This window comes from Pseudomonas sp. GW821-FHT09E12, assembly GCF_059416085.1.
In genome coordinates, this window is sequence record NZ_JBWKOM010000002.1 from 46,198 (window position 1) to 62,316 (window position 16,119).

7 protein-coding genes are annotated in these 16,119 nt (G+C 62.8%); 3 read left to right on the forward strand and 4 right to left on the reverse strand.

The window, feature by feature from the left end:
- The first annotated feature begins 58 nt into the window (after positions 1–58).
- From panP to AC07PQ_RS05330, 3 genes are read left to right on the forward strand one after another with little or no spacing between them, the layout of a single operon-like run.
- Entirely contained in the window at positions 59–1,690 is a 1,632-nt protein-coding gene (panP, locus tag AC07PQ_RS05320; protein WP_495072385.1) for a pyridoxal-dependent aspartate 1-decarboxylase PanP, read from the forward strand.
- Entirely contained in the window at positions 1,687–2,544 is an 858-nt protein-coding gene (locus AC07PQ_RS05325) for a 4'-phosphopantetheinyl transferase family protein (RefSeq protein WP_493185209.1), read from the forward strand. Before panP ends, AC07PQ_RS05325 begins: the two co-directional genes overlap by 4 nt.
- Entirely contained in the window at positions 2,541–3,491 is a 951-nt protein-coding gene (locus tag AC07PQ_RS05330) for an acyltransferase domain-containing protein (protein ID WP_493185208.1), read from the forward strand. Before AC07PQ_RS05325 ends, AC07PQ_RS05330 begins: the two co-directional genes overlap by 4 nt.
- Before the next feature lie 61 nt (positions 3,492–3,552).
- Here the strand turns inward: AC07PQ_RS05330 and AC07PQ_RS05335 are convergent, their stop codons facing one another.
- The 4 genes from AC07PQ_RS05335 to fabF form a co-directional block, all read right to left on the reverse strand.
- Positions 3,553–4,713, reverse strand: coding sequence for an FAD-dependent monooxygenase (locus AC07PQ_RS05335; RefSeq protein ID WP_007932316.1), 1,161 nt, complete (start codon positions 4,711–4,713; stop codon positions 3,553–3,555).
- An 87-nt stretch (positions 4,714–4,800) separates the two neighbouring features.
- The gene (locus AC07PQ_RS05340; RefSeq protein WP_493185207.1) at positions 4,801–12,090 is read right to left on the reverse strand and encodes an amino acid adenylation domain-containing protein; all 7,290 of its coding nucleotides are present in this window, start codon (positions 12,088–12,090) and stop codon (positions 4,801–4,803) included.
- A gap of 551 nt (positions 12,091–12,641) precedes the next feature.
- Entirely contained in the window at positions 12,642–14,450 is a 1,809-nt protein-coding gene (locus AC07PQ_RS05345; RefSeq protein WP_493185206.1) for a calcium-binding protein, read from the reverse strand.
- 327 nt (positions 14,451–14,777) lie between these two features.
- On the reverse strand, positions 14,778–16,046 hold the full coding sequence (gene fabF / locus AC07PQ_RS05350; protein WP_101337375.1) for a beta-ketoacyl-ACP synthase II: 1,269 nt from the start codon (positions 16,044–16,046) through the stop codon (positions 14,778–14,780).
- Positions 16,047–16,119: the final 73 nt, after the last annotated feature.

The window sequence follows — 16,119 nt, forward strand, 5'->3', positions numbered from 1 at the left end:
GCAGCTAGAGCACGGGTTTGAGCGAAGCGTGCCTGGCCGGACGCGGCAGGGCGAGCCGATGTCGCCGCGCTTGCAACAGCTGCTACGCCTGTTCGGTCCCTCTGCGAACAACGGTAGGGTACTGGAGGAGCTGGAGCGCACTATCGCGGGACATCCAGCCGGCTACTTCAGCAACCCAGGGTTCGGGAGTGACGCTCGGGGGGGGCTGGAGTCGGCGTTCTCCAGCGTCTGTCTCCCGGAGTCGCCCGTGTGCTTCGACGAGCATGTCCAGTACCTGCAGAACCAGGTGTTCAGCCGCGCCACGCCGACGGCCTCGCCGTCATTCATCGGCCACATGACTTCCGCGTTGCCGTCGTATCTGCTGCCGTTGGCAAAGATCATGACGGCGCTGAATCAGAACCCGGTGAAGCTGGAAACCTCCAATGCCTTCACGCCGCTGGAGCGTCAGGTACTCGGGATGCTGCACCGGCTGATCTATGGCAATGACGAGGATTTCTACCGACAGACGTTGCACAGCGGCGAGCATGCCCTGGGGGCATTCTGCGCAGGTGGGACCACCGCCAACATCACGGCCCTGTGGGCCAGTCGCAATAACCTGCTGCCCGCCGACAAGGGGTTCGCGGGCGTTGCCCGGGAGGGGCTGGCCAAGGGGCTCAAGCACTACGGTTACGATGGCCTGGCCCTGCTGGTGTCCGAGCGCGGTCATTATTCATTGAAAAAAGCGGCCGATCTTCTCGGCATTGGCCAGGACCAACTGATTGCCGTGCCCACCGATGGCGCCGAGCGTATTCGCATCGATGCCTTGCAACGCTGCCTTGAGCGGTTGCGCCTGGACAATATCAAGCCGCTTGCGCTTGTAGGGATCGCAGGGACCACCGAAACCGGGGCTATCGACGATCTCGATGCCATGGCCGATGTGGCCGCGCAGGCGGGTTGTCATTTCCATGTGGATGCGGCCTGGGGGGGCGCGAGCCTGATGTCGGATCGACAACGCCCCTTGTTCAAGGGAATAGAACGCGCCGACTCGGTGGTTATCGATGCGCACAAGCAGCTGTATGTGCCGATGGGGGCCGGCCTGGTTTTTTTCAGGCAGCCGACGCTGACCGCCGCGATCAGCCAACATGCCAATTACATCGTGCGCAAGGGCTCCAAGGACCTGGGGCGCCATACCCTGGAAGGCTCGCGCAGCGCGATGGCGATGTTGCTGTACGCCAACCTGCACCTTCTTGGGCGTCAGGGATATGAGCAGTTGATCGATCACGGCGTCGACAACGCCCGTTACTTTGCCGACCTGATCAAGCAGCAGGACGACTTCGAGCTGCTCAGCGAACCGCAACTCTGCCTGCTGACTTATCGTTATGTCCCGTCGCTGGTCATGCAGGCCTTGCACAAGGCTGACGCTGCAAAGGTGGACGCTTTGCAGGAATGCCTGGATGCGCTGAACGACGATATCCAGGAGCGGCAACGGGATGCCGGACGCTCCTTTGTCTCGCGTACCCGGTTGACGCCGGAGCGCTGGGCAAACCGCTCGATCAGTGTCTTGCGCGTGGTGCTGGCAAACCCGCTGACGACTGCGTCGATACTCCAGGAGGTTGTCCAGGAGCAACGGGCACTGGCGCTCGGCAGCCGGTTTCTGCCGCGGTTGCTGGCCTTGCTGGCTCAAGGACCACAATCTTCGGTCACGGTATGAGGCATATCGGTCAGGTCGATGCCCTGCATGAGCGGCTGGAATTGCCCCGGGGGCAGATCCACTTATGGATGGCAACGTGCAGCGAAATCGAGCCGGCGCTGTTTGAACGCTATCGCCAGGAGTTGCTCTGCGAAGAGGAGAGGGCGATCGAGTCGACCTTTCATTTTGCCCATGATCGTCGGCAATACCTGATCACCCGTGCCCTGGTGCGTTGTGTACTTTCGCGCTACAGCCTGCGGGCCGCGGCGGATTGGCGGTTCGGCAAGACGGCGCACGGCCGCCCGACGATTCTGTGTCCGTCCGATGAGGAGCGTGAGCTGTCGTTCAACATTTCCCATGGCGCGGGAGTGGTGCTGGTCGGGGTGATGAGAGGCGGCCAGCTGGGGGTCGACACCGAGTCCTATGAGCGACGCGATGATTTTGTCGCCATCGGCCAGCGCTGTTTTCGCGCGGACGAGGTCTCGGCCCTCGATCGTCTGGCGCCGGTGCAACGATGGCAGCGATATGTCGGCTACTGGACGTTGAAGGAGGCCTATGTCAAGGCCACCGGCGCGGGGCTGGCGACGGCACTCGACTGCTTCGGCTTCCGGATGCCCGACGACGAGCGAATCGACTGCCGGTTCGACGATCCCGCGCAACAGGCCGCAGGCTGGCATTTCAGCCTGCTCGAGCCGAACCTCACGCATGTGGCCGCGGTGTGCTGTTCGGGGCATGGGGACGGCGCGCCGCATTTGCTGTTGCGGCGCATCTGTCCCCTGGCCAGCGAACATTTTGCCGATTTCACCTGTCTGGCCCGATCAGTCCGGATGCCGACTGCCGGGCCTGTGCATTTCTTGAAGAGTCAGAACCCATGACCCAACGCAAAACCATTTTCATGTACCCCGGACAAGGGTGTCAGTACTTCCACATGTGCAAGACCCTGTTTGTTCACGACACGGTTTTCCGTGACAGCCTCAAGCGTCTTGACCGCTGGGTGGAAACCGAAATCGGCGGGTCGCTCATCGAATATGTGTTCGACGACCGGGTCAGTGCCCTGGTCCCGTTCGACACCACCCTTTACTCCAATCAGGCGGTCTTCTGTTTTGAATATGCCTTGACCCAATCCCTGTTATCGCGGGGTATCTATCCCGATGTGCTGTTGGGTGCGAGCCTGGGGGAGGTCGTGTGTGCCGCGGTGTCCGGGGCGCTGAGCCCCAGGGAGTGCATCCAATTGCTGGCGGCCAGCGCCCGGGTGCTGGCGCGGACCTGCGAGCGGGGAGGGATGCTGTCGGTCTTCGCGCCGCCAAGTCTGTTCGACGAAGACCGGCTGTTGCACGACAACTGCGAGATCGCATCGGTGTCTTTTGACCGGCACTTCGTGGTCGCCGGAACCCGCGCGCGGATCGAGCGGGTCGAGGCGCACCTCAAGGCCGGCAACCATATCACCAGCCGCTTGCCGGTCGAGTATGGGTTTCATTCGTCCGCCATCGATCCCGCCCGCTCGGCGTTGCGCGAGCAATATGGGAACAGCGCGCCGGGCCACCCCTTGGTGCCGGTGTTCTCCTGCCAGAAAAAAGCGCTTATCCGCGCCTACGAGGCCGAGCATTTCGATGCGGTGCTCAGGGAGCCGATTCACTTCAAGGAAACGCTGGCCATCCTGGAGCGGCAGGGCCCCAATCTCTATGTGGACGTCAGCCCCTCCGGAACCTTGTCGACGTATTGCAAGTACATCCTGGTTCCCGGCTCGGCGTCCGGAACGGTGCCGGTCTACACGCCGTTCTCGAAGCACCAGAGCCTCGACCCCGGGCTCTGGATGCTGTAGCGCGCCGGCGAGCTGACCAGGCAGGCGCGCGCGTGTCGCTCCTGCCCGGCCCGGTCGCGGCCTAGGTGGGGAGTTTGAACGACAGCAAGGCCAGATTCTTCTTGCGCAAGCTGCTCTGCGGCGTCAGGCGCAGATACCGCTCGCGCAGCCAGCACAGAAACCTGGACTGCGTCTGCTCGATACCGCTCATCGAGCGTGCGGCCTTGACCACGTCATTGGCGCGCGGCAGGCGGATCGCCTCATAGGTCGCCAGTGCCGCGGGAAGCTCGGGGTTTCGCGCGATGCAGTCGGCCAGCACTACCGCGTCCTCGATAGCCTGCGCCGCGCCCTGGCCCAGGCTGGGAAGCATCGGATGGGCCGCATCCCCCAGCAATGCGACATGAGCGTCGCAGAACTGGGTGACGGGGTCGCGGTCCCGGGCATGCACTTTCAGGATCCTGGCTGGCGGCGTCGCCTCGATGGCGGCCAGCACTTCCGGTGCCCAGCCGGAGTAAGCCTGCAGCACTTCATATTTGCTGAGGCTCTGCGCCGCCAGGGCTGCATCGGGCTGGTTACAGGTGCCCCACCAGTACACATGCCCGTCGCCAACATCGCACAGGCCAAACCTTTTACCCTGGCCCCAGTAGTGGGCCACCGTGCCCGGTGTCGTGGCCGGTGCCTCGAATGGCGTCACCGCCAGCCACGCGATGTAGCCCGATGAGCGCACGCAGGTTTCGCCCAGCATCTGGCGGCGGACCATCGAGTTCAGGCCGTCTGCGCCGATCAGCAGGTCGGCGGTGTGACAGGCGCCGCCATCGAACGCGACACTGACGCCATTGGCAAGATGGGTATATCCGGTACAGCGTCGTCCGGTGCGGATCGTGCCGGGCGTGAGCTGTCCGGCCAGTGCCTTGAGCAACAGGGGGCGCTGGATGTTTACACTGGGATGTCCCAGTTCTTCGCCGACCTCATGGATGGGTAAACGAGTGATGGTGCGTCCGTTCTTGTCCTTGAAGTAGAAATGCCGGATCGCCTGGCCGGCTTCCGCCACCGGTCCGTGGGCGTCGATCGAATGCAGCGCCGCCATGGCATTCGACATCACGGACAAGCCGCTGCCCTCGGTGCGCAATGCCTGGGCGGCCTCGAACACCTCGACCTGCCACCCTGCGCGTTGCAGGGCAATGGCCGCAGTCAGGCCGCCGATTCCCGCGCCGACAATGATCGCTTTTCTGGATTGAGTCATATCTGTTGAACCTGGTTGGCCCGGCACCGGTCCGGGTCTGGAAAGAAAACGAGACCGCGCCACGCGGCCTCGTCGATCGACGGGTGGCTATGCCAGCTCCACCTTCGGTGCCCCTGTCCTGGGCAAGGAGCGCTTCAATCGGGTGGCGATGGTGCTGCCCACATACTCGATATGCGGCAGGCGCATCATGGTCAGGTGGTTACCCTGTACAGCGATCCGCTCTACCTTGTCCGAAACCGACAGCCAGCCTCGGTACGGGTCGCGGAATGCCGTGCCGACCAGCTCATGCGGGGCCAGCAACACCTCGGGCAGTTCGGTGTCGGCCGCGAACAGCGTCAGCGGCAGGTTCAGAGGCGGGAATTCATAGTCGACCAGCGCTTGCCAGTTGGCATGGAAGACCCGATAGATCCGCTCCAGGGCGAGCAGTGTCATGGAGGCATCGAAAATGCCTTTGTCGACGCCGTGCTGGCGGATCGCCTCCAGGGCCTGCGATTCACTGAGCGTGGCAAACTCGAGCGCTTCATAGTCGTACTCGCGTTGACCGTCGCCGCTGAGCAACTCCCACATGAACCAGTTCAGGAAGTCGCCAGGGTCGATCTCTACCTTGCCCTTACTTAACCGCACGATTGTGTCCAGCAGGAACACGTTCTGCAGTTCACGCCCGCGTTTGCGCAGTTCTCTGGCCAGCTCGTAGGCCACGACGCCGCCATAGGACCAGCCGCCGACATTCAGCGGCCCCTGGGGCATGACTGCCTCAATAGCGTCGGCGTAGTACGCCGCCTGGGCTTGAACCGACTGCAAAGGTTCACGGGCATCCCAGGTTCCCGGCGATTGCAGCGCATACAGGCGGACTTTGTCCCGCATGGCCCGCGCCAGCGCGGCATAGCACAGTACATGGCCACCGATTGGATGGATGAGGAAGAGTGCGGGCGCCTGTTCGGCATTTCTGAAGTCGACCAGCACACCGGTGTCGTGCGGTTCGCTGTCGATTCGTTGCAGCACCCGAGCGAATTCGGCAATGGTCGGTGCCTGGATGAAGTCGGACAGCGGCGGTTCCAGGCCATGCTCCTTGGCCAGCATCGCGATCAGGCGGACGGCCATGAGCGAGTTGCCGCCGATCTCGAAGAAGTCGTCATGCACGCCGATGTCTTCGATCCCCAGAGTCTTCTGCCAGCAAGCCTGGAGAAGCTGCTCTTCAGGGTTGCCCGGTGCAGTGAACGATCGTTGCCGGGTAACCTGGACCTCCATCTGCCGCAGGCGATTACGGTCGATCTTGCCGGTCGGCCCCAAGGGCATCCGGTCAATGATGACCAGTGAGGCGGGGAGCATGTAAGCGGGCAGCAGGCTGCGCATTCCAGCCTTGAGTCGTTCCAGGTCGAGTACCTGGGCTGGCGCGACCTGAATGAAACCCACCAGGAAACTCTGACCGTCGGGAGCCTGCCGGTCGACGACCGCCACTTGCTGGATGTCGACGCCTTGATGATTGGCCCGCAACAGGGCCATTTCCACTTCGCCGGGTTCGACACGGTAGCCGCGGATCTTGACTTGCGTGTCGCTGCGACCCAGATAGACGACATCGCCCGACGGCAGGCAGAACCCGATATCGCCCGTCAGGTACATGCGTCGCGGCTGACCGTCGAGGGTCCGCACGACAAAGCGTTCTTCGGTCAAGGCGGGCTGGTTCCAGTAGCCGTTCGCCAGGCAAATACCTTCGATGTACAGATCGCCAGCGACACCGGCCAGGCAACGCTGGCCCGCGCTATCGAGGATATGCACCCGTACGCCGTCGATCGCCTTGCCGATGGGCGGCAGGCTTGGCCAGGAAGCGGCCGGCCCCTCCAGGCGCAAGTGCGTGACGACGTGGGTTTCGGTCGGGCCGTAGTGATTTTCCACGACGCATTGGCCGATGCCGTCGATCAGGTTGCGGATCTCATCGGTGATTTTCAGCGCTTCGCCCGCCACATTGATCTGGCGTAGCGAGGCCGGACGGAGATCGAGCTGCGAGGCCACTTCGGCCAGTCCCTGAAACGCGACATAAGGCAGGAATAGACGGTTGATCTCCTGCGTGCGAATAAACTTCAGCAACCGGATGAAGTCGTAGCGCAGGCTTTCGTCGATCATCACCAGTTCGCCGCCGCAGATGAGTGTCGAGACGATTTCCTGGAACGACACGTCGAATGAGATGGGCGCGTACTGCAAGGTTTTCTGCTGGCCACAGGCTTTGGGCGCTGGCAGGTCTTGGCGAGTCTGCCAGAGGACCATGTTGACCAGTGCGCGGTGAGGCATCGCCACGCCCTTGGGGCGCCCGGTCGATCCTGAGGTGTACAGCAGGTAAGCGAGGTCCTGGCCGCTCAGGTCGGCGGCTATCGAGGCGACCTGTCGTCGACAGCCGCGGCGGTCGTCGCTCAGTTGCTCGGTCAAGGTTTTCCAGGTGCATGCCGGTCGTGTGTCGATGCGCTCCGCAACGGTTTCGTCGATCAGCACCAGTCGTGGCTGTGAATCGTCGAGAATCAGCTGAATGCGTTCTTGCGGATACCCAAGGTCGATCGGCACATACGCGGCGCCGGCCTGCAGGATGCCCAACAGTGCGATCACCAGGTCCGGGGAGCGCGGCAGCATGAGCGCGACCCGGTCACCCTTGCCGATGCCCTGGCGATGCAACCAGTCGGCGATCCGGGCGCTCGCTTCGGCCAGGTGGGCGTAGGACAGGCGAGTGTCGCCCGCGCTCAGCGCGATCTGCTCGCCGCCCCGAGAGAATGCGTCCTGCAGTAGGCTCGAAAGATTGTCACAGGCCAACACCGAGGGTACTGAACCCATGGCCGGCGGCGAGCTGTCGGTCGCTGGCCGCACCGGTATCACAGGGGCGGACTTCGGCGCCGCGACCATCGCCTCGAGAACGCGAACGACGTATTCGGCATACAGCTGCGCCTGGCTCGTTGCAACGCGGGCGGTCTGGTAGTCCATCTTCAGCAAGAGCGATCCATTGACCGGGTGTCGTCCTACCGTGGTCAGCAGATCGTAGTTGCTGGCCTCCGTGGTTTCCCAGTGCGCGAGCACTGGCTCATCCTGCTCCCGGGCCTGGTCCAGCACGTAAAAATCGACGTAGTTGAACACCCCATGCAAAGACACACCCGTTTGGCGGTGGATGAGGGCGAATGGATAACGGCGGTGGGCATGGATCTGTCGTTCCTGTTCCATCAAGGCTTCGATCATCCCGAGCCAACTGTCGGCGCGACGATCGAAGCGCAACGGCAGGGTATTGAGGAACAGCCCCAGCAGCGACTCGGTGTCGTCGAACTCCGGTCGACCATGGCCGATGACCCCGCACAGGATCTCTTCCTGGCCGGACAGTATCGAATGGGCAACCCCGTGCGCAGCGAGCAGGACGGTGCGTAGCGGCAGGGCGTGGCGCTGGCAGAACGCTTCGAGATCTGCCGCTTTCCGGGCGGGGATCTCGCGATACAGCGTCCGGTGCGTCACTGTGTCTGGCGCAACACAGTAGGCCCAGTTGACCAGGGCGGCGGCGGGGGCGTTCTCCAGGTAGCCTTTCCAGAATGCGCTGTGGCTTTGGTTGGCAATCGCTTGCTGTTCCAGTCGCGCGAAGTCGGCCGCAGAGGTGGTGAGCAGCGGCAGCGTGGCCGAGCGGTCGGTGTACAAGGCGAGCAAGTCGCGCATCAGCGTCGCAACACTCCATCCATCGAGAATGGCGTGATGGAAGCTGAACACCAGGTCGATCTCGTCCTGCGCGGCAAACACACAGAAAAGGTACAGCGGCGGACGTTTCCAGTCGGTGCGCAGACGCTTGCGCTCCTCGACATGGGCGGCGATGAGCCGTTGGCGCTCCTCCGGCGTCAGCCCGCGGACGTCGACGGTCCGTACCGGCGGGCGGATTCTTTTATGGATACGTGCCATCGGCTGGCCGGCATGGGCCATGTCGAACGACATCCGCAGCGCCGGGTGCCGCCGGATCAGGGCTTCACAGGCTTGTTGCCAGGCCGCGGCATCCCACTTCAGGCGCAGGGTATAGCGAAAGATATCGTGATAGATCGCCGAATCCGGATGCATCATCGAGTGGTAGATCATCCCGACCTGCAACTGGCTCGCCGGGAACATGTCGTCGAATACCGGCTGGTTGATGCGCCGGATGTCGGGCGCTACCAGCGAGAACGGGAGCGCCCGCTCAAACGAGTCCGCGTCTGTGGCAACGCTGTCCTGTGTTTCGAGGTGCCGGGCCAGTTGCGCGATGTCCGGATGCTGATAAACGTCCTCCAGGTTGAGGGGGATGTTGCGTTCGCGGGCCTTGACCTTCAAGCGGATCACTTTCAGTGAGTCGCCGCCCAGCATGAAGTAATTGTCATGGATGCCGATCGAGTCGCATTTCAGGTTTTCCTGAAACAGCTCGACCAGGGTGCGCTCCAGTTCGTTGCGCGGCTCGACCGCGGCTTCGCCGCCGGATACTGCATCCGGTACCGGCAGGGCCTTGCGGTCGAGCTTGCCGTTGACATTGAGGGGGAAACGCTCGAGTTCGATGCAGTGTCGAGGAACCATGTAGTCCGGGACGTGCCTGCGCAGTTCGGTGCGCAGTGTGGAATGCTCCAGGACGCAACCTTCGTCGCTCAGCAGATAGGCGATCAGGCTCGTATCGCCATCATCGTCGTGGCTGGCGGCCACTACCACATCCTTGACGCCTTCGCAGGCCCGCAGCCGGCTTTCGATTTCGCCCAGCTCGATCCGCAAACCACGGATCTTGATCTGGAAGTCGTTGCGTCCCAGGTACTGGACACTGCCATCGGGCAACCAGCGGCCCAGATCGCCGGTCTTGTAGAGGCGCTTGGGTCCAGCGCTGCCCAACGGATGATCGAGAAAGCGCTCGGCAGTCAGTTCGGCCTGGTTCAGGTAGCCTCGGGCCACGCCAATGCCGCCGAGATAGATCTCGCCCTCTACCCCCGGCGGCATCGGTTGCAAGTGCGTGTCGAGGATATGCATCTGCATATTGGCGATGGGTTTGCCGATCGGGGTGATGCCTTCATGCACATCGGGACGGCAATGCCAGGCGCTGACGTCGATAGCGGCTTCCGTGGGGCCATAGAGGTTGTGCAGCTGGACCCCTGGCAGGCGTTCGAAAAAACGCTCCTGCAAGGCGTAAGGCAAGGCTTCGCCGCTGCACAGTACTTGCCGCAGGCAGGGCAGGCGGTCGGGGTCGGCCTGATCGAGGAAGAGCTGCAGCATCGACGGCACGAAGTGCAGCATCGTGATCTCGGCGCCGGCCATGATGTCCGTCAGGTAGTGCGGGTCCTGATGGCCGCCAGGGGCCGCTACCACCAGTTGCGCGCCTGCGAGCAGCGGCAGAAAGAACTCCCACACCGACACATCGAAACTGAACGGGGTTTTCTGCAGGATGCGGCTGTCATGATCGACACCATAGGTCTGCTGCGCCCAGCGTAGCCGGTTGACCACGCCGTCGTGCTGGTTCATCACCCCCTTGGGGAGCCCGGTAGAACCCGAGGTATAGATCACGTAGGCCAGATGCCTGGCGGTCAGCCCGAGCGCCGAAGCATCAGGGTTGCTGTCCGGGCTTGACGAAAAGATCTCGCGGTCCGCATCCAGTCGCAGTACCGGCATGCTCGCCTCGGGCAAGGTCGCGAGCAGCGTCGTGGTCGTCAACAGCGCGCGTGGAGTGCTGTCGCTCAGCATATGGGCCAGGCGGTCCGCCGGATAACCGGGGTCCAGCGGTACATAGGCCCCGCCAGCTTTCAGGATGCCGAGCAGTCCCACGACCATCTCCAGGCTGCGTTCAACGCAGAGGGCAACGCGCTCGTCCGGACGGATGCCCAGCGCGAGCAACGAATGGGCCAACCGATTGGCTTGCCGGTTCAGCTCGCCATAGGTCAGGACCTGGTTTTCGAATCGCACGGCAATAGCATCGGGCCTGGCTGCGGCCTGGGCTTCGATCAGGGTGTGCAGCAATGGGTCGTCCGGGTACTCGACGGCCGTATGATTCCACTTGTCGACCTGTTCATGCTCGGTGGCTGACAGTAACGAGAGGGTGCTGACCGGCCGGGAGAAATTCTCGAGCACAGATTGCAGGATGCTCATGATGCGCTGTTGCAGCGCTTCGATCTCCGCGCCGTCGAAATAGGCTTGGTTGTAAATCAAATGCATCCAGACATCGTCGCCCGGCGCAGACTCACGTATGTGGACGGACAGCGGAGTCTGTTCAAAACCGTTGCAGAGTTTCACCGGATGTCCACGCGATTGGCCGAACCAGAGCTCCTGGTCCGCGATCTCGTAGGAAACGACCACATCGAACAGTTGCCGTCGCCCCGTGCGCTGCAGTTCAAGTTCGCGGTTCAGTTCGCTGAGAGGAAAGCGCTGGTGGCGATAGTCCTGTTTGAGGACCTGGGCGATGTTCCTGACCAGTTCGTCGAAACCAAGGGCATGGCCCAGGCTCAGCCGCACCGGGCTCATGCCGGCAAACAGGCCAAGCGTTGCCTTTTGCACGGCATTGGCACGGTTGAGGATCGGCACTCCGAACACCAGCTCATCACGCTGGGTAACGCGGGCGAAGTAGGTGTACAGCGCGCCCAGGATCACATGGAAGGCATTCGACCGGCTTGACGTCTTCGCCAGCGCATTGAGGCGGTCATACAACTCGCGCGGCAGGCGCCATGCGTGATTGCGACTGGGGGAAACGTTGTGTTCAAGGCGATCGCGATATCTGGCGGGCAATAGGGGTTCAGGCAGGGTGCGGTATTTGTCCAGCCAGTACTGGCGCTGGAGTTGATCCGATGCCCGGCGGGATTTGCCCTGCCTGATGTAGTCGACGTAGGCCGGTGCCGTTGCGGGGATTTCCCGGTTTTGTTCCAGGGCGGTGTAAGCCTGGCCGACAGCGCGGCTGATCATGGCGACGGCCCAGCCATCGGCGATCAAGTGATGGCAGTTCATAAAGAAATAACAGGCGTCTTCACGGACTTTCAGCAGTTCCATGCGAAACAGGGGCCGTCCTTCAAGTTCGAACGGCTGTCGCAGGTTTGCTTGCATCAGGGCCTGTGCTGCGGCTTCGGGGTTGTCTTGCTGCGAGACATCGTGCACCGGCATCTGGAAGTCCAGAGCTTCCATGAAACGCTGCCTGGGCAGGTGAGCGTCCGACAACCCCGGAACCAGGACGGTCCGCAATGCATCATGTCGGCCAATGACCAGGTTGACGGCTTGTTCCAGTCTTTGCGGGTCGAGCACACCTTCGATCCGCACATACCCGCCGATGTTGTAAAGGGGCACGGCGCCTTGCAGCATCTGGTCGAGCCAGATCTCAAGCTGCGCAGCCGTGAGCGGATGAAAAGCAATGTCTTGACGGGAAAACGGCGTCGCCTGAGTCATTTTGGTTCTCCGCGTGCCGGCATGGCCGGCGAGAAAAGGTTGGGCGTTGACAGTCGATTCCAAGGCGTCGCACGTCCGTTCGGCGTGGGCGTTCGATCGCGCCTCCCGATCCAGGTGGCGGATGAATACCCCGCCATCGCGGGAGCCGTGAGACGGTGCCGAGGGCGCGGTCTTGAAAGAGGTAATTGGAAGTGCTGGAGCACTAGCTCAGGCGATAGGCCCGAGAGAGGGTCAGTCGTAAATCAACTGGACAGCAGAGGTCTTCATGGTTGCCGGTATGCATTCCACTTTGATAACTCCTGTGGGCTCGCTTGCGCTCGGTCCGGGCACTTGCGGTCGAGGTGGCCCGGTACAGCCGCGGGGCCGGTTCGAGGGTGGATGTCACCGGTTCCATAGTAGGAACAGGGCAAGCCTTTTGCTGTCAGCCTCAGTCGAGTTTTTGTCGATTTTCCGAGCCAGGGGCCAATGGGCTGCGGAGAGTGGGCGGCGTGTCGATCCAGTGCCGGTCGAGGCAACACCCTCCCACGAATGGAGGGTGTGCCCGTCGAGCGTCAGACCAGGCTGATCATGTCCGCGCTCAGTTGCGCGGGGTTGAACCCTACCAGGGTGATGCTGCTGTCTCCTGCCACGATCAGGCTGTCGCTGCCTTGTTGGCTGGTGGCGCCGATGACAGCGGCGGCAGAAGCGAACAGGGATTTGGAGAACACCAACTGATCGAACCCGTTCTGGTGAACGTTGAAGTCGCTGATCACGTCATGGCCGAAGCCGCCCACGTCGAAGACAAACAGATCGCTGCCCACACCGCCGCTGAGGGTGTCGTTGCCCAGGCCACCCACCAGGATGTCGTTGTGCGCGCCGCCGTAGAGTGCGTCGTTGCCATTGCCGCCGAGCAGGGTGTCGTTGCCGTTTCCACCGTGCAGCAGGTCATTGCCCGCGCCGCCTTCGATAAGGTCGTCGCCGCCCTGGCCGAAGATCAGGTCGCGGGAGGCGGTACCCTTCAGCAGGTCTGCCAACTGTGTGCCTTCGGTGGCCTTGGCGTAGCTCTTGTCCGACCCGAACAGGCCTTCGAAATCGAGCTTGCTGCCGGTCACGGTAAAGGCCGGGGTCAAGGCCTGGCCCAGGAGGCCTTCGAACTCGACATGCTCGACGTCGTGCAGCTCCTTGAGGCCGTAACGTCCGTTGGTGTCGTTGAGAAACAGGCTGCCATCGCTCAGGCGCACGGCTTCGTAACTGGTGACCGTACCCTGCAGGAAGACTTTGTCGTCGCCCACGCCGCCGGCGACGATGTCGGTGCCGGTGCTGACCCTGAAGCTGTCGTTGCCGGCGAAGCCGTCGAGGAAGTCGTCGTTCCTGCCGTCCTGCAGCTTGTCCGCGCTGTCCGTGCCGAGGAGAAAGGCCGGTGTGCCGAAGTGGTTGGAGGTGGGGGAGTATTTGTCGCTGACCCAGGTAAAGCTGCGGCTGACCGGGTCGAGGTTGCTGATGACGATGGTGCTGTCACGCTCGATGTAGTCGTAGAACGTCGACTGGCCGATGCGCTGGATGGGGTTGATGAAAACGCCTTCCAGGTGCGCCACCCAACCGTTGGGATTGATCACGGAGAAGGGGCCGTTGGGCCAGGTGGGCAAAGCGTAGACCGTGTCGAACAGCACGATGTTGTCGGTGGTCGAGGTGTAGCTGGCATCACTGCCTTTGAGGGCCGCGAGAATGGCGCCGCTCAGGTCGGTCTGTTCGCCGATGAGCCGGTGCACGATGTCGTTTTCGAAGCCGAAGTTGAAGATGCCGTCGCTGTTGCTGGCCTTTGGCGACGCCATGCCGAAGTAGTCCGAATCCTTGAAAAAGCCGTCGGCCAGGTTTTCCCTGCCCAGGTACATGCTGTTGGTCACGGAGCCGCCCTGGCTGTAGCCGGTGACCAGCACATCCTTGCCCGTCAGGTTATGGCTGGTGGCGTAGTTCTTGATCGAGTCGAGCAGGTAGTCGTAACCGTGGATATAGGAGTTGTCGATCATTGCCGGGTATCCCAGCAAGTCCATCGGCGAGTTGGTGCCGGCAATCGAAAAGCCCATTTTCACCAGCTTGCCGCTCTCATCGTATTGGCCGAATACCTTGGCCTGGGAGCCGGATACGTTTTCGCCCTTGAAGCTGCCCGTCAGGTCGAGGTGACTGCCGTCGATGCCCAGGTCGCTGGCGCTGATCTCGCGCCAGCCCTTGGGCAGGACAAAGGTGTTGCCTTCGCCCAGGACCGCCCCGGGCAAGTGGTAGAGCGCGCCTACCGTCGCTACGCCGCTGGTGTAGGTGGCCAGGTTCCAGGCATCTGAAATCAGCACGCGGCCGTCTTGGCCCTTGTAGTCGAATATCGCCATGGTTCGTTTTCCCTCACAAACTAAAAAGTCATGAACAAAAACAAGAGCTGAAGTCTTCTTGTTCTTCTTCGCTCGGATTTCGGAGCCTGGTGACTGCGCGCTCCGGAATCTGCGCTCAAGCTACTCATTCGTCTGGAAGGCGTGGGTCGGGCAGCCGGGTATTGGCACGATCGTCCTGGAAAAAGGCGGATCAAGCCGCAACAAATCTGGGTTTATTACAGTTTGGTTACCGTGAGGCGGGCCCCGCAGCCGTTTACTGCGCCGGGCCCTTGAGGTTTCAGCGAAGCGGTGCTGAAACCTCCTTCTGTGCGGCGAGAATTTTCCGGCTTACCCCCAGCGCCGGAACAGCACGCTGGCATTCACCCCGCCAAAGCCGAAGCCATTGGACAAGGCGTATTCCATCGCCAGCGGCTGGGCCTGGCCACGAATCAGGTTGAGGCCTTCGGCGCCGGCATCCGGGTTTTCCAGGTTGAGGGTGGCGGGGGCGATCTGGTCGCGCAGCGCCAGGATGGTGAAGATTGCTTCGATCCCGCCGGCGGCGCCCAGCAGGTGGCCGGTGGCCGACTTGGTCGAGGCGATGGCCAGGTCGCTGTGGTTGCCAAACACGCTCTTGATCGCCGCCAGCTCGCCTTTGTCGCCCACCGGGGTCGAGGTCGCGTGGGCGTTCAGGTGCCGGACCTGCGACGGCTCGACGCCGGCCTGACGCAACGCCTGCTGCATGGCGCGGCGGGCACCGTCGCCGTCCTCCGGCCCGGCGGTCATGTGATAGGCGTCGGCGCTGGTGCCGTAGCCCACCAGTTCGGCGATCGGCGTGGCGCCCCGGGCCAGGGCGTGTTCCAGCTCCTCGATCACCAGCAGCCCGGCGCCTTCGCCCATCACGAAGCCGTCGCGCGCCTGGTCGAAGGGCCGCGATGCGCGTTCCGGCGTGTCGTTGAAATCGCTCGACAGGGCGCGCGCGGCCGCGAAACCGGCCAGGCTGACCCGGTGAATCGTGGCTTCCGTGCCACCGCAGACCGCGACGTCGATCTCCCCGGCGCGAATCATCCGCGCGGCGTCGCCGATGGCCTGGACGCCCGCGGCGCAGGCCGTCACCGGCGTGCCCAGCGGCCCCTTCAGGCCATGCTGGATCGACACATGACCGGCGGCCATATTGCTGAGGAAGGATGGAATGGTGAACGGTGAAAGACGGCGCGGCCCCTTGCTGTCGGTGGTGCGCACGGCGTCGGCGATGGCCGGGAAACCGCCCACGCCCGACGCGATGATGGTGGCGGTACGTTCCTGCGCCTCTGCCGTCTGCGGCGCCCAGCCGGCCTGGGCCAGCGCCTCTTGGGCGGCGGCGAGGGCGAACAGGATGAAGCGGTCCATCTTGCGCTGTTCCTTGGGCGCCAGCAGCGCGTCCGGATCGAAGCCGGCCTGCGGGTCCTCGGTGCGGTCGGGAACCTGGCCGCCGATGCTGATCGGCAGGTCGCCGATCAATGCTTCCGGTAGCCGGCGGATACCCGACTGCCCGGCCAGCAGGCGTTGCCAGACCTGTTCGACACCGCAGCCCAGCGGGGTCAATGCGCCCATGCCGGTGACGACAATGCGTTTGTTCATGACCTTTGTGCTCCTTCATCTCGTGTGGGGTGTGTCGCTCTATGGACGTCACTATCATCATGAAAGTAACATG